We start from the raw sequence: 20,672 nt of genomic DNA on the forward strand, positions 1-20,672 counted from the left end.
CCATGCGGCAGAAGATGGTCAAGGAGTACAAGGCCGAGCTGATGCACCCGTACTACGCCGCCGAGCGCGGTCTCGTGGACGACGTCATCGACCCGGCCGACACCCGGGAAGTCCTCATCCGGTCGCTGGCGATGCTGCACACCAAGCACGCCGAGCTGCCCTCCCGCAAGCACGGCAACCCGCCGCAGTGACGAAGGAAGAAACCGTCCAGTCTGTTATGTGTCGTCGGAGCGGGGTTAGGCGGTCTGTTTACCGGCGCGCCTCGTGGCGTCCACCCTGTGCAGATGGTGGCGTGAGTCCGTACGCGACCCTGGGCGATTGATCGTCAACCCGGCGTGTGGGCACGGTAGTTGCAGGTCAGGTAGATGTTTCTTGCTCCGCTCCAGGGTTGCTGAGGGCGTGCTAAAAACAGCCTATGCGGTCTACTATTGACAGACCGGGCGTGCTGTTTTTTAATCGAAGACGCCAGCAGCGCAGGCGGACTAGGGAGACGGCGTGGACATCGACGTACTGGGCGCACTGGACGTGAGGGAGAACGGGAAGTCCGTGGCTCCGACAGCGCCGAAGCCACGCCAGGTCCTGGCCTTGCTGGCCCTGCACGCGGGCCGGGTGGTGCCGGTCGCCTCGCTCGTCGACGAGCTGTGGTCGGACCGGCCGCCGCGCAGTGCCCGCACCACCCTGCAGACCTATGTGCTGCAACTGCGCGAACTCATCGCCGCGGCACTGGCCGAGGGGCCCGGCGTCGGGGGCGGGGGTGAGCCGGCCGGCGGGGACGGGCCGGTGCCGCGCACCGCCAAGGACGTGCTGATGACCCTGCCCGGCGGCTATCTGCTCTCCGCCGACGGCGGCAGCAGCGACGTCCGTACGTTCGAACGGCTGGCCGGTACGGGCTACCGGGCCATGGACGCCGGTGACTTCGCGGGCGCCTCCCGGCTGCTCGGCGCCGCGCTCGACCTGTGGTCCGGGACGGCCTTCGCGGACGTGCAGAAGGGGCCGCAGCTGACCATGGAGAGCAAGCGCCTGGAGGAGAGCCGGCTGTGCGCCCTCGACCAGCGCATCGAGGCCGATCTGCGGCTGGGCAGGCACCGCGAGCTCCTGGCCGAACTGACCGTGCTGACCAGCCGGTACCGCACCCACGAGAACCTGCACGCCCAGTTCATGCTGGCGCTGCACCGCTCGGGCCGCCGGGGCGAGGCGCTCGGCGTGTACCAGCAGTTGCGTACGACGCTCGTGCGCGACCTCGGGCTGGAACCCTCGCCGAGGCTGCACCGGCTCCAGCACTCGATCCTGGTGGCCGCCGCGGACTGCGCGCCCGCGCCGCAACCGGTTCCGGCGGAACCGGCGCAGTCGCCGCGGAGCCGCCGCCTGGCCCAGGCGAGTTGACGCGCCGCGCCCACCCGGCGCCCCCACCGTCCGTACTCGGGAGACCGGCACCTACCCAGGAGGCACCACCATGACCAGCCAGCCGCGGCCCGGGTCACGTACGGCACCCGTCGGCGCCCGAGCCGGCGTCGGCACCGGCCCCGGCAGCGGGTCCGGCGCCGGCGCCGGACCCGGAGTCCTCGCCGAGCTGACGGCTGTGCTGGCCGAGCTGCTGGAGGTCGCCCCCGAACGGATCGACCCGAGCGAGCCCTTCCACGTCCTCGGGTTCGACTCCATCCTCACCGCCGAGTTCGTCGCCGCGGTGAACGCCCGCTTCCGCACCCGCCTCGCGGCAGCCGTGCTCTACGACCACCCGACCCCCCAGGCGCTCGCCGCCCTCATCGCGGCCGACGGCGCACACTCGGGAGCCCCGGGCGCGAGGGCGACGGGGCCGGGCGCGGCCGGGATCCTGGAGGCGCTGCGCGCGCAGCTGGCCCGGATACTGCGCTGCGACCCCAGGGAGATCGACACCCGGGAGGCCTTTCCGCTGCTCGGTCTCGACTCCATCCTCGGCGCCCAGTTCGTCGCGGCGGTCAATGCCGGGTACGGGCTCACGGAGCGGCCCGTCACGCTCTACGACCATCCCGACCTCGCGGCCATGGCCGAGTACATCGCCGCCACGGCGACTGCTCCTGCTCCTTTCCCTGTCACTGCCGCCACCGCCACCGCCACCGCCACCGCCACCGCCGCATGCGACGCGGCGCCCGGCGGCACGGCGAGCGCGAGTACGGACGCGGGCGCCGGCAGGAGCACGGGGGCGGCCGACGAGCGGCGCACCATGACACCGGAAGAGGTCAACGCTTTGCTCGACGCGGTACGCGACGACATGCTCAGCGTCGACGAGGCGGTCACCCTCCTGTCGTCGTCCCGGCTCGCCTGAGCGAGGATCCGCATGGACGACAAGGAGATCCTGACCGGCTTCAAGAACGGCGCCCTCGCCCGCGAGGAGGCGGTGGCCCTGCTGACGGGGACGCCCGTCGTGCCGCCCGCCCCCGCCGCTCCGCACGCTCTCACCGTCGCGCCCGCGACCCCCGAGCCCCCGTCGGCGCGTGTCCCGACCACCGCGCCGACGGGCGGAGGGGAGCCGGAGCACGCCGATCCGTACGCGATCACTGCCGATCGGTACGCGAAGGCCCACCAGTGCGCCATCGCCGACCAGTACGCGATCGCCGACCAGTACGCGATCACTGCCGTACACGGACGCTTCCCCCAGGCCGACGACCTCCACGCCTTCTGGCGCACCGCACTCGACGAGCGCGACACCGCCTCCGCCCCGCCGCCCGGCCGCCCGGCCGGTACGACGCCGGGTTACTTCCTCGACGGCGTCGGCGAGTTCGACGCCGCCTTCTTCGGGCTCACCGCCGACCACGCCGCGCTGATGGACCCCCAGGAACGCGTGCTCCTGGAAACGGCCTGGCAGACCCTGGAGAGCGGCGGCTACACAGGCGCCCGCCTCGGCACCCTCACCGCCACGGACGGCGAAGTCCGCGACGTCGGCGTCTACGTCGCCCACGGTCCCGCCGACCACGTCCTGCTCGCCGCCGAACAGGGCGACGAGCGGCAACCCGCGCCACGGGCCGGCTGCCACGGCACACTGCCGGGCAGGCTGTCCGCGCTGCTGGACCTGCGCGGGCCCAGCCACTGCGTCGACAGCGGCGGCTCCTCCTTCCTCACCGCCCTGCACCTGGCGCTGGGCGCCCTGCGCGTCGGCGAGTGCGCGGCGGCCCTGGTCGGCGCCGTCGACCTGCGGCTGCACCCGGGCCGTCAGGTGTCGGGCGGCGGCGAAGGCGCCGGTGCCGTGCTGCTCAGACCGCTCGCCGCCGCCCGCGCCGCGGGCGACACCGTGCACGCGGTCGTCCGCGCCACCGCCGTCGCCCACACCGGACACGGGGCGCCCGGGGCCGTCACGGACCGGCTGACCCGGCGTACGGCCGCGGCAGCGGGGACCGACGCGGCCGACGTCACCCTGTGGGAGACCGGGGCCGGCGCGGCGGCCACCGCCGGGGACGCGGGCGCCGCCACCGGCTTCGTCGCCCTGGCACGGGCGGTGCTGCAACTGCGCCACGGCACCCTGCTGCCCGTGCCCGGCGGCCCGGCCGCAGCCCCCTGGCGCCGCCGGTACGACGCCGAGGGCCGCGAACGCCCGCGCCGTGCCGCCGTCACCGTGCACGGCGCGGCCGGCGCCGCGGCCCAGGTGATCCTGGAGGAGGCCCCGCACCCCTGGCCCGTTCCGGACCGTACCGCACCGCACCCGGTGCACGCGGCGGACCCGGCAGGCGCCGCGGGCCCCGCCCGGCGGCGGGAGGAACTGGTCCTGGTGTCCGCGCCCACCCCGGAACACCTGGCGGCCTCCGCGCGGCGGCTCGCCGATCACGTGGGCCGGAGTGGCGCGGTCCAGGACACCCCGCGGGAGCTGGCCGCGCTCGCCCGCGAACTCAGGCTGGGCCGCGCCGTCCTGCCCTGCCGGCTTGCCGTGATCGTCCGCGGCACGGCGGAACTCGCCGCCGCGCTGACCGCGTTCGCCGCGTTCGCCGCTGACTCCGCTGACTCCGCTGACTCCGCTGACTCCGCGTTCGCCGCTGACTCCGCTGACTCCGGCTCCGGCATCGGCTCGGCTGCCGATTCCGGCTCCGGCTTCGGCATCGGCTCGGCCGCCGACTCCGGCGCCCATGCCGATGCCGCCGGTCCCGGCGCAGACCAGCCCGGTACCGGTCCCGGCCCCGCCGGTGGCGCGGTCCGCCGGGCCGACCTGCGGGCCCGGCCCGACCGTTCCCCGCTCCTCGACGACCTGCCCGAGACCGACGCCTACCTGGCCGCCCTGTGGCGCGGGCGCCGGCTGGAGGCGCTGGCCCGGCTGTGGCTGGCGGGCGTCGACGTCACGGCGGGCAGGGCGGCCGGGGCCCACCCGGTGGTGCCGCTGCCCCTGACCCCGCTGCTGCGCCGCCCGCTGCGGGCCGGCCGCCCGAGGACGGACGAGCGGGAACGATGACCCTTACCACGACCGAGGCCCCCGGCCCTCGCACCGCCCACACCGCGCTCACCGCGTCCGCCGCCGGGCCGGCCACGACGCCCGCGCCGGTCAAGCTGTGGCTGTGCCCCAACAACGACCTCGCGCCCGCCCTCGCCCAGGTACTCGCCACCCACTGGTTCGACGAGCGGGAGCGCGAGACCGCGGGACGGTTCCTCTTCGAACGTGACCGGCGCCAGTATCTCGTCGCCCACACCCTGGTACGGCGGGCACTGGCCCTGGAGGCCGGACTCGCCGAGGCCGAGCTGGTCATCTGGCGCTCCCGGCGCGGACGCCCCTTCCTCCAGCCGATGCCCGGCGGACTGCCCCGCGGCGGCTCGCACCTCGACTTCAACCTGTCGCACGCCGGCGGCTACAACCTGCTGGGCATCGTCCGCAGCCACCGGATCGGCGTGGACGTCGAACGGCTCGACCGCGACGCGCAGGCCATCGAGACCATCACGAGCACCTTCGCGCCCGAGGAGCAGGAGTGGGTGGCGTGCGCGGCCCCGGGCCGGCCGCGGGACAGAAGGGTGCTGCGGCTGTGGACCCTCAAGGAGGCGTACTCCAAGGCGCTGGGCCTGGGACTCGGTCTGCCCTTCGACGAGTTCGCCTTCACCCTCGCCGAGGACCGCGGTGTGACGGCCTTCCGGCCGCCCGCCGAGGACCGCTCCGGGCGGTGGCGGTTCGTGGAACTGGAACCGGTGCCCGATGTCCTGGCCGCGGTGGCCGTACCGGACGACGGCGACCGGCCGCCGGTGCTCCAGCTCCACCACGGATTCCCCTGGGGAAGAGCGGCCCCACAGAACATCACCCTGCCCGCACCGGTAGGAGCGACAGGCAACGAGGCCAACCAGGGAGAACAAGCAGGGAGATCGAATAGGGGGAGCGAGTAAGGGGAGCGAGTAAGGGGAGCGAGTAGGGGGAGAAGGCAGGGAGGGAAATAAGGAGACGAATAAACAGAGCGCGTACGTGCCGATTGCCCACCGCGGTGATTTCCGCCGCGGTGGTTTCTCGTGTGCCGGCCGGAAAGGGATTCCGGGTCAGCGGCCGACCGCGCGGGCCTGCCGCGCGAGCAGGGCCGTACGGACCTCGCCGACGACCGCCTCGGTCAGGGTGCGCAGGTCGTCCTGGAAATAGAAGTGGCCGCCGGGGAAGAGGTGGACGCCCAGGAAGCAGGCGCAGTGCTCCGCCCACCGGGCCAGGGCCCCGGGGTCCGCCGCCCGGTCCTCGGCGCCGCCGAACACGGACACCGGCACGGGCAGCGGAGCCGTCGCGGGGGACGGGCGCCAGTTCGCCACCAGGTGCAGGTCGGCGCGGATGACCGGGGCGAAGACACGCCACAGGCCGGGGTGGTCCAGCACCTTCGCGGGGGTGCCGCCCAGCACGCTCATGCGCCGGTGCAGTTCGTCGTCGCTCAGGTCCCGCAGGGGCTCCGGCAGGCGCGGCTCGGCGGGCGAGGGGGCACCGCAGGCGGAGACACCCAGCCACACCGGCGCCGTTCGCCCCTCGGCGAGGAGCCTGCGGGTGAGTTCGTACGCGACCAGGGCGCCCATGCTGTGGCCGAAGAACGCGAACGGCGCGCCGTCCGACTGCAGTTCGGGGCCGAGCCGGCCCAGGAAGTGCTCGATGAGGGCTTCGCCGTCGGTGAGGAGGGGCTGTCCCAGGAGCGCGCCGTGCCCGGGGGCGTCCATGGCCAGCACCTGCCAGCCGGCCGGGACGTGGGCCGCCCAGCCCTGGAACGCCAGGGCGGAGCCGCCCGCGTGCGGGAACGCGTACAGGCGCAGTCCGCCACCGGCCTCGGACCGCTCGCCGCGGGGGACCGAACCGTGCGATGTCATCGGGACTCCGTCCTGGTGGGCGCCGGCGGGAGAAAAACACCGCGGCAGGAAACACGTGTGCCGCCAGGTTATCCACCGTTGGTCTTTTCGGCGCCCCATCGGCAGGCTTTCGGGGCGGAATCCACAGTTCATCTCCAGTGCTCGTGCAAGTGTTCTTGAGAGCGTTGAATGCCGTGCGCAACACCGCACTTGGAAGTCCGCTAGAGGACCACTACAGAAAAGCGCTCGGCGGGGACGGACGCCGCTAGCGTGCTTAGTGGCGAAGATTTCTGGCCAACGGCAGGAAATGAACAGGAAGTCGACGAGGTACGGAGGACACCGTGAAGATTCAAATTCTGGGTCCGTTGAGTGCCGAGGTCAACGGGGGGTCGATCGTTCCGTCAGCCGGCAAGCCTCGGCAGCTGCTCTCGCTCCTGGCCCTCTACCCGGGGCGGGTCATGCCCGTGCCGACCCTGATGGAGGAGCTGTGGAGCACGGAGCCGCCGGCGAGCGCGCTGACGACCCTGCAGACGTACATCCTGCAGTTGCGCAGGAAGCTCGGTACGGCGATGGGGCCGGGGTCCCCCGCGGGCGCCAAGGACATCCTGGCGACACGGCACGGAGGCTATCTGCTGCAGATCGAGGAGGACTGCGTCGACGTGCACCAGTACGAGAAGCTGGTGCGGGAGGGACAGGTCGCCTTCGAGGCGGGGGACAACGCGGTCTCCGCCGCCAGCTTCCGTGCGGCCCTCGGGCTGTGGAGCGGCGCCCCGCTGGTGGACGTCAAGGTCGGTCCGGTCCTGGACATCGAGGTCATGCGGTTGCAGGAGAGCCGCCTGGTCACCGTCGAGCGGCGCATCGACGCCGATCTGCGGCTCGGCCGGCACTGCGAACTCATCGCGGAACTGGCTGACCTGACGGCCCGTCATCCGCATCACGAGGGACTGCACTCGCAGGCGATGGTGGCGCTGTACCGCTCGGGGCGGCAGGCCTCCGCCCTGGAGGTCTACCGCAGGCTGCGCATGCGGCTCATCGACGAGCTCGGTGTCGAGCCCTCGCCGCAGTTGCAGCGCATGCACCAGGCCGTGCTCTCGGTCGACCCCCAGCTGGACGTGCTGGCCGGACCGCGCAACACCTCGACCTTCGACCTGTTCGCGGCCTGACCGCCCGACCGCCTGACCGCCCGACCGCCCGACCGAAGGGCACACGGGCACACGGGCACGCGGGCACACACACCGAGCGCACCGGCCCCCGAGGGGACCGGCGCGCGGTGGTGTTCGCCCGGCGGCGCGGAACGCCCTGCGGGGTCAGAGCCCCGCCGTCTGGAGCTTCCTGACCGTCTCCCACAGCACCTCAGGGGTGGCGAAGGTGTCCAGGGACAGTGCCTCGTCCACGAAGCGGACGTCGTAGGCGCTCTCCAGCGACCCCAGCAGCTCCACCGCGCCGAGCGAGTCGAGGCCGCAGTCCCGCAGGTCCGTGTCGGGAGCGAGCGGCTCGTCGCCGTCGAGGAACGGCAGGTACTCGCGAAGCAGTTCTTCGAACTTCTGGTCCCACGCCATGGTGACCCCACCTTTTCCACTGTGTTCGTCGGTCGTTCGGTCGGTCAGTCAGTCGGTCGTTCGCCGGGCCGGTGCCCGGGAACACGAGCTAAGGCCGGGGGAGCGGGACAGGGGAACCCGTCCCCCACCCCTGTCCCGCCTTCACTGCCCTGCCTGTACGGTTCCCAGGGCCAGGTCGATCGGAAGGTCCGCGCGGCCGTTGATCCGCAGCTTGCGGTAGACCTTCGTCAGATGCTGCTCGACCGTGCTCACCGTGAGGTACAGCTTGGTCGAGATCTCGCGGTTGGTGAGCCCCTGGGCCGCCAGGGTGGCCACCCGCTGCTCGGAACTGCTCAGCCTGTTCTCCGGCCGCTCGGGTCCCGGCTGGGGGACGCGTTCGGGCGCCGGATCGCTGAGCGGGGCGTCGGGCAGGATCTCCTTGCACAGCGCCGTGGCCCCGCACTGCCGGGCCAGGCTCCACGCCGCCCTGGTGGTCGCCGTGCCCTTCATCGGCGCGTTGCCGTCCGCCTGCATGGACTGGCCGAGGTCGGCCATCGCGCGGGCGGTCGCCAACCGGTCCCCGGAGCGGTGCAGTTCGTCCACCGCCTGCTCCAGCAGCGAGATGCGCTGCCGGAACGAGCTGACGCTCAGCGCCCGCCGGTGCAACGACAGCCCGCGCACCCACGGCCTGCGGGCATCGGGCAGGGCGAGCTGTTGCAGCACCAGGCGCTCGGCCTGCTGCGGCTTGCCCAGCCGTTGCAGGGCCTGCGCGGCGTCGCTGCGCCACGGCAGGCAGGCGGGCCGGTCGATGCGTCGGCTCTGCACGATCCGGCCGATCGCCATGAAGTCGGTGAGAGCCGCCTGCGGCTGGTTCCCGGTGAGGTGGTGCAGACCGCGGGCCCGCAGGAAGGCCAGGCCGTGCAGGCTGTCGAGCAGCCCGTCGGGCAGCGGCCGGTCACACTCCCGGGACGCCTCCGTGTAGTTCCCCATCGCGCTGTGGGCGCCCACCAGGACCGCGAGGGCCGCGTACCGGAACGTGCCGCCGCCGCCCTCCGGCAGCGCTTCCAGCGCCCGCCCGGCGTACGACGACGCGCCGGCGAGGTCGCCGATCCGCAGCAGCGCCTGCGCGTGCAGGGTGGCGAACACGGCGGCCCAGCCGGGCGCGCCCCGGCGTTCGGCGTCCTCCAGCAGCGTCCGGCTCCAGGGCACCGCCCGTTCCGGCTGGTCGCACAGGAGCAGCGAGCGCACGGCCTGGACGACGGCCGTCATCGTCGCCTCGGTCAGCGTGGCCGACCGCAGCAGGCGTTCGGCCGCCGTGGCCCCCGCGTCGATCACGACGTCCAGCGGTGAGACGCCCGGCTCCTCGTCCTCCTCGTCCCGCTCGCCCAGCAGCTCGGACGCCTCCGTCAGCCGGCCCTGGAGCAGCAGCAACTGGGCCAGCTGGTGCACGGGTTCGCCGTCGAGGCGGCCGGAGCGCAGGGCCGCCAGCGGGCCGGCGAGCCGCCGTTCGGCCGCCGCCGGGTCGAACCGCCAGGTGATCTGCGCCAGGCGGGCCTCGATGACGTTGCGCCGCCGTTCGTCCTCGCACACCTGGTGGGCCAGCTCCAGCAGCCTGAGGGCCGGACGGCCGTCGCCCGCGGCCAGCCGGATCTCGGCGGCCTCGCACAGCAGCTCGGTCTCCGCCGGGGAGGCCACCCAGCGGGTGTGCCGGTGGGCGGCGGCCGACTGGAGGTGCCCGGCGGCCTCGGTCGCCGGCCGGCCGGACCGGTGCAGGAGCAGCGCGGCCCGGCGGTGCAGCGCGATCAGGGCGGTGGGCGCCAGCCCGCTGAGGACGGCGTCGCGGACCGCCGGGTGGCGCAGCCGGACCCCGTCCACCAGGCCGGCCGCCGCCAGGGCGCTCAGGCCCTGGCGGACGGCGGCCGGGGCGAGTTCCAGCAGTTCGGCGGCCTCCTCCGCACGGGTGGCCGTGCGCAGCAGCGCGACGGCCTGGGCGACCGCGGCGGCGGTCGGGCCGGTGCGGTGCAGACAGGCGCGGACCGCCTGGGCGAACGAGCCGCCGGGCCCGGGGGCGACGTCGTCGCCCGCGCCGGTGCCCGACTCGTCGAGGAGCGCCCGCAGCAGCAGCGGATTGCCTCCGGAGATCTCGTGCAGGGCCCGGGCGCCGCCCCCGCGGCCGTAGCCCTCGGCGAGCGTCCGCGTCTCCTCGCGGGAGAGCCGGTCGAGGCGGATCCGCCGGAAGGCGGGCTGGCGCATGAGTTCCGTCGCGAAGGCCGGGTCGCCCGCCTCGTGGTGCGGCGCGTCGGTGACCACCAGCAGGACACGGCCAGAACGGGTGGTGCGGGCGAGGTACTGGAGGAAGGCCAGCGACTCGTCGTCGGCGTACTGCACGTCGTCCACGCACAGCACCACCGGGTGCCGCTCGCTCACCTCGCGCAGCTCGGCGCAGAGTGCCTGCATCGTCTCGGCGCGCGGCGGCGTGCTGCACGCCCGCTGCGCGCTGGTGAGGGCCAGGGCGCGGTCGCTGTCCAGGAGCTGGCGCAGCACGCCGTACGGGGTGCCGCGCTCGGCGGGGGAGCCGGCCGCGCACAGGGTCACCGCGTCGGTGGCCGCGGCCAGTTCGAGGAGCGTGTGCAGGAGCGCGCTCTTGCCGCAGCCCGTGGGCCCCTCCACCAGGACCGTGCGGGGCCGTCCCGCCGCGCAGTCCGCGAGGGTCTGGTCCAGTGTTCCGATCGCCGCCGTTCTGCCGACCAACGTCATAGTCGCCCCGTCCCGGTTGGTCCACCCCTAACCTGGGCCAGCATGCGCAGAGCGCCTACAGGGGTGGTCGAGCCGCGGCTGAACAGCCGGTCGGCGCCGTCAGGGGGAGCGCGGTTCGCTGCGCACCAGGCCGGCGTCGCGCATCTCCTCGACCCAGATGTCAAGGTCGGCACGGGCGTTGGCGGGTTCGGTCTCCCACAGGGACGCGAGCATGCGGGCGGCGGCGGCCACGTCCCCGTCGTGCTGGCACAGCGCGAGCCACATGGCGGTGCCCACGGGGCCGCAGCGGACGTGCCGGGCCGGGGCCGCCACGTCCAGCCGGCCGTCCGCGTCGACGCTGACGTTCAGACCGGGCACGGGTCGGACACGCACGCGCACCTCCAGCCGGCGAACTGACCACGGCTCCCACGGTCATGGCTCCCACGGTCATGGCTGCCACGGTCATGCCTCCCGTGGCCGCGGCTTTCATGACCGCGGCTTTCATGACCAACGGTTTCCCGTCGGACACGAGGGCCGGAAAACAATTGGCACCGGGCACGCTGGGGCGGCGAAAGCATGCAATCCATCGTCGTGTGCGCGGACGCGGGTGGCAACACTGACGCCCCCCTACAGGGGAGTGCGCGAGAGGCCCCGCCGTAGGGGTGTCCTGCGCGTTTGACCCGCGCGCCCCCGACGGCGGAGACCGGGGGGAGAGAACAAGCCGAATGCATTTCCGAAATCCCCGGGAAACTGGCCGAATAACATCGCAGCGGCCCGCGGAGGCCGGTGCCGGGTAAGGCGAGCAGAGCCGGCCGAGACGGAGTGCGGCGGGGTACCACTGCGTACGACGGAATTACGCGTCCGTGCTTTGCCGGGTTTCCGGTTTCCCCCGCCGCCCGGCGCGGAACGCCCCTGAGCGGGGGACTTGCCGCCCCCGCCCGGCGGACGGCGCGCGCGACCCCCGCTCCAGGACGTCTCGTCCCGGTCTCCGGTGCACCGCGAGACCGTCGGGGCCCCAGCCGCAACACGGGAGGAGGCCGAGCGATGACCACAGCACCGACCGGGACCGCCCCGCGGCCCGCGGGCCCAAAACGCACGCCCGCTCCGGGAGTCGGCGAGGGAGGCACAGCGGTGCTGTTCCCGACCGGTCGGCGGGTGCGGCCCGGGATGGCCCGCGCGCTGTACGGGACGTTCCCCGCCTTCCGCAGGGAGTTCGACACCGTGTGCCGGGCGCTGGACCCGCGCCTGTCGCTGCCGTTGGCCGTCGCGGTGTTCGCGCCCGAACGCGGCGTGGACACCCGGCTGCTGCACCGGATGGAGTTCGGCCGGGCCGCGCTGTTCGCCTACCAGGTGGCCCTGTTCCGGATGTGGCAGGACTGGGGGCTGCGGGTCGGCGCGGTGGCCGGCGACGGTATCGGCGCCCTCACGGCCGCGCACGTCACCGGCCGCCTGGGCCTGCCGGTCGCCGCACGGCGCGCGCTGACCGCGCGCCGGCTGCGCGAGCGCGAGGAGGCGCGGGCCGTACGGGCGCTGCGCACGACCGGACTGCGGCGCGTCCTGGCCTGCGGCCCGGGCGCGGAGGGGTCCCTCGCCGCCGGGACGGAGGGCTCCGTCGCCGTGGGGGACGTGCCGGGCCTGCTGACCGCCGTGGCGGAACTCCAGCTGTGCGGCCCGCGCATCGACTGGGAGGGCCTGTGGAAATCAGGCCACCCGGACCCCGAGGCACCGGGGGCAGCAGCCCACAGGCGCTGAGGCGGGGCCTGCTTCCCGCCCCGCTGACCAAGGCCGGCGTACGCGCTCCGCCGGCCTGCCGCCGCGACCGAACTGCCGGACAGGGACGCCTAGGTGGCCTGGTCTGATTCCGGCCGCCGCTTCCGCTTCGTCCGCCGTTTCGGCTTCGTCCGCCGTTTCGGCCTCACCCGCCGTCCAGGCCCCGCCCGCCGGATCAGCCCCGGCGGCACGGACCGTCCTGCGGAGCGCCGCCTGCCGAGGCGCCGCACCGGGGCTGCCTGCTCCCGTACGTCCCCTACGAAGACTGCGCCGCCATTGGCACTCGGCGCGGCACCTCGACCGGGCGGCCGACGGCGTCGAGGGGCGTCCGCTCGCGGGGAGTCAGGACTTGGGCCAGCCGATGTCGTCGTCGTCGGACGGCGCGCCCCGCGCCGGTCGCTTCGGCGTGCCGCCGCTCACGGGTGCGCCTGGCCAGGCGGCAACCGGGTGCTTCATGGACGACTCCCGGACGAGGACGGACGACGGACGGGCGTTTTCCCAAGGGGCACTGGAGATCCTGACCGGAACCGGTGGAGGACCACTTGAGGAACGCGTGAGAGGCCCGTGAGATCCGCAAGAGGACCAGGGCACGGCGCCTGGCAAAGGTTTGCCCGGTCGTTGCCCGCGGACCTACGCTCGACGAGGCGGCCCTGGTGGCCCCACCCGTCAGCGGTCGCCTCCGTCCGCGCGTCCTGTGAGGGAATGGTCACATGCTCCGACAGCCCGCGTTCGGCCGCCGCCTGAGGAAACTGCGCACGGCCCAGGGACTCTCCCAGACCGCGCTGGCCGGGGAGGGCATGTCCACCGGATACCTGTCCCGGCTGGAGTCGGGTGCGCGCCAGCCGACCGAGCGGGCCGTCGCCTACCTCGCCGAGCGGCTGGGCATGAAACCCGACGACTTCGAGGAACCCGCCGGCGGCTCCCTGGCCCACGCGCTCACCCTCGTCGCCTCCACCGGGTCCGAGGACGCCGTGGAGATCCTGCGCGAGGCGCTGGCGGCCGAGCAGCACGAAGCACCCGTACTGCGCTGGCAGGCGCTGTGGCAACTGGCCGGGCACCGGCGGCTGCAGGGCGACCACGAAGGCGAACGCGAGTACCTGGAGGGCCTGGTCCGGCTCGGCGACGAGGTCGCGCTGACCGAACTGAGGGTGCGCGGCCTGACGCGGCTCGCGCGCTGCCTGCGCTCCCTGGGCGAGATCTCCGCCGCGCTGGACGCCGCCGTGACCGCCCACCACCTCGCCCGGGACGGCGCCCTCGGCGCGGAGGACCGGGCCGCCGTGCTGCTGGCGCTGGTGTCGGTGGAGGCCGAGGCCGGCCGGCTGCCGGACGCCCGCGCGCACGCCGACGAACTGACCGCCCTCGTCGAGGGCCGCACCGACACCCTGTGGGCCGAGGCGATGTGGACCGCGGCGGCCGTCCGGATGCGCCAAGGCGACCACCCGGCCGCCGAGCACTGCCTGGAGCAGGCGCTGGAGGGGTTCAGCAGCAGCGAGGACCTGGTGCTGTGGCTGCGGTTGCGGCTCGCCGCCGGCCGGCTGCACCTGCAGAAGGTCCCCGCCGACCCGCAGGCCGCCGAGCGGTGCGTGGCCGCCGCCGAACCGGCCCTCGCCTTCGTCGGCAGCGTGAACCTGCGCCAGGAACTCACCGCGCTCAAGGCCGACCTGGCCTTCCTGACCGGGCGGTACGACGAGGCCCGCGCGCTGCTCGGCGAACTCGCGGAGGAGCAGCCCCGCATGACCTACCGCGACCGCGTCCGGCTCGACATCCTCCGCCACCGGCTGCGGATCCTGTCCGGTGACGCCGACGGCGTCGCGGGCGGCGTGGCGGGGCTGCGCGCCCTGGCGGAACAGGCGCAGGCGGACGCCAACATCGACCTCGCCGCGGAGATCTGGCGCATCCTCGCCGAGGCGCTCGCCCAGACCCGGCGCGCCCCGGCCGCCCCGGCCGCCCCGGCGGCGCAGGCGGTGCAGGACATCGCCTGAGGCGGGCCCGCCGGTCCGCCCGGCGTCGCCCGCCCCACCGCCCCCGCCCGCTCCTCAGAGCGAGTGGCCCAGACGGTCGTTGATGTGGTCGAGGCACAGTTCGTACAGGTCCTCGGCGTGGCTCTCGTGCCAGCCCTCGGGCACCCCCGCCGCGGCGGGCCACAGCGCGTGGTGGCCGGAGGTGTCCGCGAGGACGACGAACGTGGCGAACTCGTCGGCGAACGGGTCGTCCTGCGCCGGGTGGTCCAGGACCCGCAGGCCGCCGTCGGCGTCCAGGCGGGCCGCCCGGCCGGTGCGCCACATGAGCGCGGTGGAGCCGTCCTGCCCGGCGAACGGGTCGGGCAGGAACCGCTCGCCGGTGGCGCCCGGCGCCCCCGCGTAGCCCCGGGCCACCCCCGCACCGCCGACGTACAGCGCGCCGGTCTCGCCGGGGGCGACCGGACGCAGCCGCGCGTCGAGGACGTAGGCGCGGTGGCCAGGCGCGGGCCGGGCGGGCCGGCCGGGACCCTGCTCGACGACGAGCCGGCCCTCCGTCCAGCCGCCGCTCACGGTCAGCCTGACGCCGTCCGCGCGGGCCAGCGCCGTCAGCGCGCACATCATGTCGTCGGCGCCGCCGAGGACCACCCGGGCGTCGCGCTGCCGCAGCCACCGCAGCACCTCGTGCGGCACGGCGTGCACCAGGGACTCGTCCGGCACCCGCACCCGGGCGCCGCTGACCAGCGCGCCCAGCAGGCCGAGCGCCGCGTCCCCGTCCGGGTAGCCCCGTACCAGCCAGGCCGCGTCCGCCGGTTCCGCCAGGGTCGCCGCGGCCACAGCCTCGGGCCCGATCACCACCGTGCCGTCCTCGGCGGGCACCAGCAGGGCCGCGTCGTCCGCTCCCGGCGGGCGCGTCCGGTCGGCGTCGGTCACCGGCCAGCACCCCGCCGCCGGCAGCCGGTCGGCGGCGTCGTCACGGACCAGCCGCGCCGCCCCGGGTACGGCGGGCAGCAGCAGGTCGGCCGTCTCGTCGAGCAGCAGCACCACCGGCCGCGACCCCTCGGGGAGTTCCGCCGACGGGGCCACCGGCAGCAGCGCGGCACCCGTCTTCGCGACGGCGAGCGCCGCCACCGCGAACCCGCTGGGCGAGGACACCGCGGTCAGCACCGAGGTGCCGGGACCCGCCTGGTGCTCGATGAGGGCATGCGCCAACAGGTCGGAACGGGTGTCGAGTTCGGCGTAGTCCATGCCGGCCAGCGCGGGTGCCTGCGGGGCGCGTGCCACCTGCGCCGCGAACAGCGCCGCCACGCCCTGGGCCGGGACCGGGGCGCTCGGCACCGCCCACACTCCGCCCCGCGCGGCCGTGCCCGGCAGCAGCCGCAGCCCGCTGAGCGTGGTCCGCGGGGACTCCAGCGCCGCCTGGAGTACGGCGATCAGCTGGCCGGTGAACGAGGCCGCCGCCGCCTCCCCGACCGTCTCGGGCCGGTGCGCGGTGGTGACGGTGATGCCCGCGGGCGCGCCGGTGGGCGTCTGCCGCTCGGTGAGGACGAGCGCCACGTCGGCCGCGGGCAGCGGCAGTCGGGGGCGAGCCGGCTCCACGGTCAGCCCGGCCGCCTCGAACCGGCCCCCGCCCGCCTGGAGCACCGCCAGCGCCACCCCGCCCGGCCGGGCCAGCGCGGCCCCGCCGTCCCGGTAGGCGGCCAGGTCCGCCTCCTTGACCCGGCGCAGCAGCTCCGTGAAGGCCGGGTCGCCCGAGGCGTCGACCGGCAGGGCCAGGACCCGCCCGTACGGGCCCACCGCACCGCGCAGCCCGGCGCCGCCCCGGGCCGGGACCGGCGCCGCCACGGTGATCTCGCCGGGCGCGCCCAGCCGGGCGAGCAGCGCCGTGAGCGCGGCGTGCACCACCATGAACAGCGTGGTGCCGTGCTCGGCCGCGAACCGGGTGAGCCCTTCGTGCAGCTCCGCACCGAGTTCCGCGTCCAGGGCGGCGCAGGACCCGTACGCGGTGCCCGGCGCGCTGCCCGGCACGGCGGTGGCCGGCAGGTCGCCGAGGCACGCGCGGGCGGGCGCGTCCAGCCCCGCGGGCGAGCGGCGCGGGGTTGCGCCGGTGGCCCGCGCGCCGTAGGCCTGGGCGAGTTCGGCGGCCAGCGGCAGCTGGGACCACAGGTCGACCGAGTCGGCGGGCAGGGCCAGCTCCAGCAGGTGGTCGTCGGCGGCCTGGGCGCGCAGCCGGGTCCCGGCCGAGCCCAGCCGCGAGTTGCGCAGCACCTCGTGCCTGCGGCCCAGGTCCTCCAGCGCCTCGTCCAGGGCCCGCCGGTCCAGTGCGCCGCGCAGCCTGAGCGGCAGCACCGCGCTGTCGGTGCCCGCGCCGAAGGGGCCGGTGGCGGTGGCCGGGGCGTCGCCGACGAGCGCGGCGAACCGGGCCGGGGTCGGCGCCTCGTACAGGGCGCGGCTGCCGGGGTCGGCGCCCAGCGTCTCCCGGACCCGGGTCAGCAGCCGGGCCGCGGCCAGCGAATGGCCGCCGATGCGGAAGAAGTCGGAGTCGGCGTGCACCGCGCCGCGCGGCAGGCCCACGGCCTCGGCGAACAGGTCGCGGACGATCTCCTGGAGCGGTGAACCCGGCTGCGTGCCGGGGCGCTCGGCGGTGAACACCGGGGCGGGCAGCGCCCGGCGGTCGACCTTGCCGTGCGCGTTCAGCGGCAGCGCGTCCAGCGTCGTGAGCACCGACGGGATCATGTGGCCGGGCAGCCGTTCCCGCAGGTGGGTGCGGAGGACGACCTCCAGGTCGACGCTCCGGTCGAACGTGGTCGGTGTGTTGGCGAACGTCTCGACGGCCGCCGCGGGCGCGCGCTGCACGCCGGTCAGCACGCCGTCGGGGACCTGCGCCGGGTCGACGTAGACGATGTCGAGGAGGTGGGCGCCCTCGGCCGACCAGGTCGGCAGCGCGCGGTAGCCCAGGCGCTCGCCCGCCGCGCACAGCGCCTCCGGGTCGGGCGCGGGCGCGTCCTGGGGCGGCAGGTCGAGGCCTTCGAGCGGGTTGTCGAGCGCTTCCATGGCGGCGTACTCGTCGTGCACCCGCCGGTTGGGCACCCCGGCCAGGCGCAGCGTCGCGGGCCGGTGCGCGGCGAGGTGCGCCCCGGCGCCGTCGGCGGAGGCGATCTCGCGGCCCCAGGCGACGGCGGGGGCCTGGGCGAGGTCGGCGGCCGGCTCGGCGGTGGAGAGCACGGCATCGTAGCGGTAGCGGGTCAGCTCGTTGTGGTGGACGCCCCGCTTGACGCGTACGTCGACGGCGCGCACCCGGGGCAGTTCGCGGGCGAGGGCGTCGAACAGGGCCGGGGAGAGCAGCAGTTCGGTCTCCGTCGCCACCCGCTGGTCGATCCGGCGGCGCTGGGCGTCCCGGTCGGCCTCGTAGGCGTCGGGCCGGGCGAGTTCCACGCCGGTCTCCAGGCAGCGGGCCAGATCGAGGTTGCGCAGGTCGCCCAGGAACAGCGAGCCGCCGGGAGCGAGCAGGCCCAGCGCCCGTTCGATCACCGTGCGCAGGTAGGCCAGGTTCGGGAAGTACTGCACCACGCAGTTGAGCACGATCGTGTCGAAGTGCCCGGCGGGCAGGCCGGTGGTGTCCCGCGCGCTCTGGCAGCGCAGGCGGACCTTGTCGCGCAGGACGGCGTCGGACTGGACGCGGGCGGTGAGCGCGGTCACGGCGGACGCGGAGAAGTCGGTCGCCCAGTACTCCGCGCACTCCGCCTCGCGGGCCAGCCGGCTCAGCAGCGCGCCGGTGCCCACGCCGATCTCCAGCACCCGGCGCCGGGGCAGTTCGCGGATCCGCTCCAGGGTGGCGCGCTGCCACTCCCGCAACTGCTCGGCCGGGATCGGCAGGCCGTCGTAACTGCTGTGCCAGCCCGCGAAGTCGGTGCCCGGCCGGGCCGCTCCGGTGCCGGTGGCGGCCGTGTCCGCGTCCGTGCCGGGGGCGGCCGTGCCCGCGTCCGTGCGGGGTGCGTCGTAGAGGGCGTCGTAGATCTCCTGCCAGCCGGTGAGCTGCGCGTCCTGGTCCACGGGGCCGCCGGCCGGTGCGGCGGGCACCACGTGGGCGACGAGGTGCTTGTCGCCGTCCGGTGTCTCGTGCAGGGACACCGCGGCGGCGGAAACGCCCGGGTGGGCGGTGAGCACCGACTCGATCTCGCCCGGCTCGACGCGGAAGCCGCGCAGCTTGACCTGGTCGTCCAGCCGGCCGGTGAACTCCAGGGCGCCGTCCTCGCGCAGCAGCATCAGGTCCCCGGTGCGGTACAGCACGCCGCCGCCGGTGAACCGGTCGGTCACGAACCGCTGCGCGGTCAGCTGCGGCCGGTCCAGGTACCCGGAGGCCAGCCCCGGCCCGCCGAGCAGGAGTTCACCAATCTCCCCGGCGGTGACGGGGGTGCCGTCGCGGCCCACGACGACCGCGGTGGTGGCGCCGATCGGGCGGCCGACGGGGACCGTACGGTCGCCGTCGGCGGGCTCGGTGACCTCGTGCCAGGTGGCGAACGTGGTGGCCTCGGTCGGCCCGTACACGTGGAGCAGGCGCTCGGGCCCCCCGGCGGCGAACACCTCGCGCACCCGGCGCGGGTCGCACGCCTCGCCGCCGAACAGGAGGGCGCGCAGCGGGGCGAAGGCGGCGGGCCGCTCGCGGGCGACGAGGTTGAACAGCGCGGTGGTCAGGAAGGCCACGGAGATGCCGTGCGCGCGGACCGCCTCGGCGAAGCAGTCCGGGTCGGTGACGGTGTTCCGGCTCAGGCCGACCAGCCGGGCGCCGGCGGTGAGGGTCGCCCAGACCTCGAAGGTGACCGCGTCGAAGGCGGGGTTCGCGGCCTGCGCCACCACGTCGGAGGGTGTCAGCCGCAGGTAGTCCGTGGACCCTACGAGGTCCAGCACGGCCCGGTGCGGGACGACGACGCCCTTGGGCGTGCCCGTGGTGCCGGAGGTGTAGCAGACGTAGGCGGTGTCCTCAGGTGAGGCCGCGGGGGAGGGCAGGGCGGCGCAGCGCGCGGCGATCGCGGCGGCCTCGGCGTCCACGGCGACGACCGTGGCGTCCAGTCCCTGGTACTGGGCGGCGCCCGCGCCCTCGGTGAGCACCGCGCGGGCCGCGCTGTCGCGCACGACCAGCCGGCGCCGCTCGGCGGGGTCGGCCGGGTCCACCGGGACGTAGGCGGCGCCGGACCGCACGATCCCGAGGAGCGCGGTCACCAGCCCCGGGCCCGGCCTCAGCGAGGTCACGACCCGGTCGCCGCGCCGCACGCCACGCTCGCGGAGATGGGCGGCGAGGCGGTTGGCCGCGCGGCTCAGCTCCGTGTAGGTGAGGGACGCGCCGTCGCCGCCGAGCCCGGGGTAGGCGACCGCGATCGCGTCGGGCCGTGCCTGGACCTGCTGCTCGATGAGGCCGGAGATGGACATCGACTCGCTCCTTAGGACAGCGCCTTCCGGGCTTGGCAAAACCTTGCCTGAATAGTGGCAACCCCTTCCTGAGGCGGCGTCTCGGAATGCTGGAGTGCTGCTGGAGTCGCAGGTGGCGGGCGCGGTGTTTGTGCCAGGCGGAGGGGCGGGGGTTGCCAAAAGAGGGCTCGGGGCAGGCTGAGAGTTCGGGGCAGGGATGAGTGGGGGCGGAGGTCGGGGCGCGGGCGCAGGGTGCCGGGTTCGGGTCCGGGTCCTGGAGGCGGGCGCCGGGAGCCCCGTGCCGGAACGACCGAAGCCCCCGCTACGGCACAGGGCCGGCGGGGGCGTCACGGTGGAGCGGACTCCGGTTGCCCGTCAGGGCGATGGGCGGGGGTGCTCAGACGGCGGCGACGGTCGGCCAGCCGATGTCACCGGCGGGCTTCTTGGTGGAGGCGGTGGAGGCGGAGGCGGGGGCGACCGGCCAGCCGATGTCGTCGGTGTGCTCGGCGACGGCCTGGGTGGCGGTGGGCCAGCCGATGTCGCCGGCGGGCTTCTTGGCGGAGGCGGAGGAGGCGGGGGCGGCCGGCCAGCCGATGTCGTCGTTTGTACGGGCGGAGGCGGCGGTCACGGTCGGCCAGCCGATGTCGCCGGCCGGCTTCTCGGCGGAGGCGGTGGAGAGGGCGGAGGCGGTGGAGGCGGAGGCCGGGGCGACGGGCCAGCCGATGTCGTCCGAGTGCACGGCCGAGACGCTCGCGGCGGTGCCCGTGCCGGGCGCGGTCGGCCGGCCGATCGAGTCGGCGGAGGCGGCGCCGATCCCGGCGGCGGAGAGAGCGACGGTGGCGGTGGCGGCGGCGACGGCGGCGATCCGGGCGATGCGGTTCATGGCGGGCTCCTCTGTGACAAGTTCGTGTTCGACGCTTGGCAACCTCTTGCCAAGAAGGTTGGCAAGGGAATCTCGGGAATCGGTGGGGAATCGATCGAGATCGGGTCGAGGGGGCGGCCAGGAACCCTCCAG

14 protein-coding genes are annotated in these 20,672 nt (G+C 75.0%); 8 read left to right on the forward strand and 6 right to left on the reverse strand.

The window, feature by feature from the left end; genetic code table 11:
• The 5 genes from AB0G56_RS29920 to AB0G56_RS29940 form a co-directional block, all read left to right on the forward strand.
• Positions 1–191 (forward strand): carboxyl transferase domain-containing protein (locus tag AB0G56_RS29920; RefSeq protein ID WP_360975142.1); only part of this gene is annotated, 191 nt, incomplete at its 5' end.
• Positions 192–495: 304 nt separating this feature from the next.
• Positions 496–1,383, forward strand: a complete 888-nt coding sequence (locus AB0G56_RS29925) for an AfsR/SARP family transcriptional regulator (RefSeq protein ID WP_360975145.1) — start codon at positions 496–498, stop codon at positions 1,381–1,383.
• Between the two features lie 70 nt (positions 1,384–1,453).
• Positions 1,454–2,302: an acyl carrier protein gene (locus AB0G56_RS29930; protein ID WP_360975148.1), complete on the forward strand. Its 849-nt coding sequence runs from the start codon at positions 1,454–1,456 to the stop codon at positions 2,300–2,302.
• Positions 2,303–2,314: 12 nt separating this feature from the next.
• Entirely contained in the window at positions 2,315–4,411 is a 2,097-nt protein-coding gene (locus AB0G56_RS29935) for a polyketide synthase (protein ID WP_360975151.1), read from the forward strand.
• On the forward strand, positions 4,408–5,325 hold the full coding sequence (locus AB0G56_RS29940; protein ID WP_360975154.1) for a 4'-phosphopantetheinyl transferase superfamily protein: 918 nt from the start codon (positions 4,408–4,410) through the stop codon (positions 5,323–5,325). Before AB0G56_RS29935 ends, AB0G56_RS29940 begins: the two co-directional genes overlap by 4 nt.
• Before the next feature lie 147 nt (positions 5,326–5,472).
• On the opposite strand, the gene AB0G56_RS29945 is transcribed toward AB0G56_RS29940, so the two are convergent.
• Entirely contained in the window at positions 5,473–6,270 is a 798-nt protein-coding gene (locus tag AB0G56_RS29945; protein WP_360975157.1) for an alpha/beta fold hydrolase, read from the reverse strand.
• Positions 6,271–6,590: 320 nt separating this feature from the next.
• Here AB0G56_RS29945 and AB0G56_RS29950 point away from each other — a divergent pair, with 320 nt between their 5' ends.
• A complete protein-coding gene (locus tag AB0G56_RS29950) occupies positions 6,591–7,412 on the forward strand; it encodes an AfsR/SARP family transcriptional regulator (protein ID WP_360975160.1) in 822 nt (273 codons plus the stop codon).
• A gap of 144 nt (positions 7,413–7,556) precedes the next feature.
• On the opposite strand, the gene AB0G56_RS29955 is transcribed toward AB0G56_RS29950, so the two are convergent.
• The 3 genes from AB0G56_RS29955 to AB0G56_RS29965 all read right to left on the reverse strand — a co-directional run bounded on the left by AB0G56_RS29955 (position 7,557) and on the right by AB0G56_RS29965 (position 10,916).
• Entirely contained in the window at positions 7,557–7,808 is a 252-nt protein-coding gene (locus tag AB0G56_RS29955; RefSeq protein ID WP_360975163.1) for a phosphopantetheine-binding protein, read from the reverse strand.
• Between the two features lie 141 nt (positions 7,809–7,949).
• A complete protein-coding gene (locus AB0G56_RS29960) occupies positions 7,950–10,544 on the reverse strand; it encodes an AAA family ATPase (protein ID WP_360975166.1) in 2,595 nt (864 codons plus the stop codon).
• Positions 10,545–10,643: 99 nt separating this feature from the next.
• A complete protein-coding gene (locus AB0G56_RS29965) occupies positions 10,644–10,916 on the reverse strand; it encodes a PqqD family protein (protein ID WP_360975169.1) in 273 nt (90 codons plus the stop codon).
• Between the two features lie 738 nt (positions 10,917–11,654).
• Between AB0G56_RS29965 and AB0G56_RS29970 the strand changes: the two genes are divergently transcribed.
• Together AB0G56_RS29970 and AB0G56_RS29975 are read left to right on the forward strand one after the other, a co-directional pair.
• The gene (locus AB0G56_RS29970) at positions 11,655–12,275 is read left to right on the forward strand and encodes an acyltransferase domain-containing protein (protein WP_360975172.1); all 621 of its coding nucleotides are present in this window, start codon (positions 11,655–11,657) and stop codon (positions 12,273–12,275) included.
• Positions 12,276–13,003: 728 nt separating this feature from the next.
• Positions 13,004–14,275 (forward strand): helix-turn-helix domain-containing protein, encoded by a 1,272-nt coding sequence (locus AB0G56_RS29975; RefSeq protein ID WP_360975175.1) that lies wholly within the window; start codon positions 13,004–13,006, stop codon positions 14,273–14,275.
• 54 nt (positions 14,276–14,329) lie between these two features.
• On the opposite strand, the gene AB0G56_RS29980 is transcribed toward AB0G56_RS29975, so the two are convergent.
• Both AB0G56_RS29980 and AB0G56_RS29985 read right to left on the reverse strand, forming a co-directional pair.
• The gene (locus AB0G56_RS29980; protein WP_360975178.1) at positions 14,330–19,678 is read right to left on the reverse strand and encodes an amino acid adenylation domain-containing protein; all 5,349 of its coding nucleotides are present in this window, start codon (positions 19,676–19,678) and stop codon (positions 14,330–14,332) included.
• Positions 19,679–20,054: 376 nt separating this feature from the next.
• The gene (locus AB0G56_RS29985; RefSeq protein WP_360975181.1) at positions 20,055–20,540 is read right to left on the reverse strand and encodes a hypothetical protein; all 486 of its coding nucleotides are present in this window, start codon (positions 20,538–20,540) and stop codon (positions 20,055–20,057) included.
• Positions 20,541–20,672 lie beyond the last annotated feature (132 nt).

This window comes from Streptomyces sp. NPDC021356 (genome assembly GCF_040641015.1).
Lineage (GTDB): Bacteria > Actinomycetota > Actinomycetes > Streptomycetales > Streptomycetaceae > Streptomyces.

Bases quoted from the DNA above. Each gene is read 5' to 3' on its own strand.
- AB0G56_RS29930 (WP_360975148.1), top strand. From the start codon at position 1,454: ATGACCAGCCAGCCGCGGCCCGGGTCACGTACGGCACCCGTCGGCGCC.
- AB0G56_RS29935 (WP_360975151.1), top strand. From the start codon at position 2,315: ATGGACGACAAGGAGATCCTGACCGGCTTCAAGAACGGCGCCCTCGCC.
- AB0G56_RS29940 (WP_360975154.1), top strand. From the start codon at position 4,408: ATGACCCTTACCACGACCGAGGCCCCCGGCCCTCGCACCGCCCACACC.
- AB0G56_RS29945 (WP_360975157.1), bottom strand. From the start codon at position 6,270: ATGACATCGCACGGTTCGGTCCCCCGCGGCGAGCGGTCCGAGGCCGGT.
- AB0G56_RS29955 (WP_360975163.1), bottom strand. From the start codon at position 7,808: ATGGCGTGGGACCAGAAGTTCGAAGAACTGCTTCGCGAGTACCTGCCG.
- AB0G56_RS29960 (WP_360975166.1), bottom strand. From the start codon at position 10,544: ATGACGTTGGTCGGCAGAACGGCGGCGATCGGAACACTGGACCAGACC.
- AB0G56_RS29975 (WP_360975175.1), top strand. From the start codon at position 13,004: ATGCTCCGACAGCCCGCGTTCGGCCGCCGCCTGAGGAAACTGCGCACG.
- AB0G56_RS29980 (WP_360975178.1), bottom strand. From the start codon at position 19,678: ATGTCCATCTCCGGCCTCATCGAGCAGCAGGTCCAGGCACGGCCCGAC.
- AB0G56_RS29985 (WP_360975181.1), bottom strand. From the start codon at position 20,540: ATGAACCGCATCGCCCGGATCGCCGCCGTCGCCGCCGCCACCGCCACC.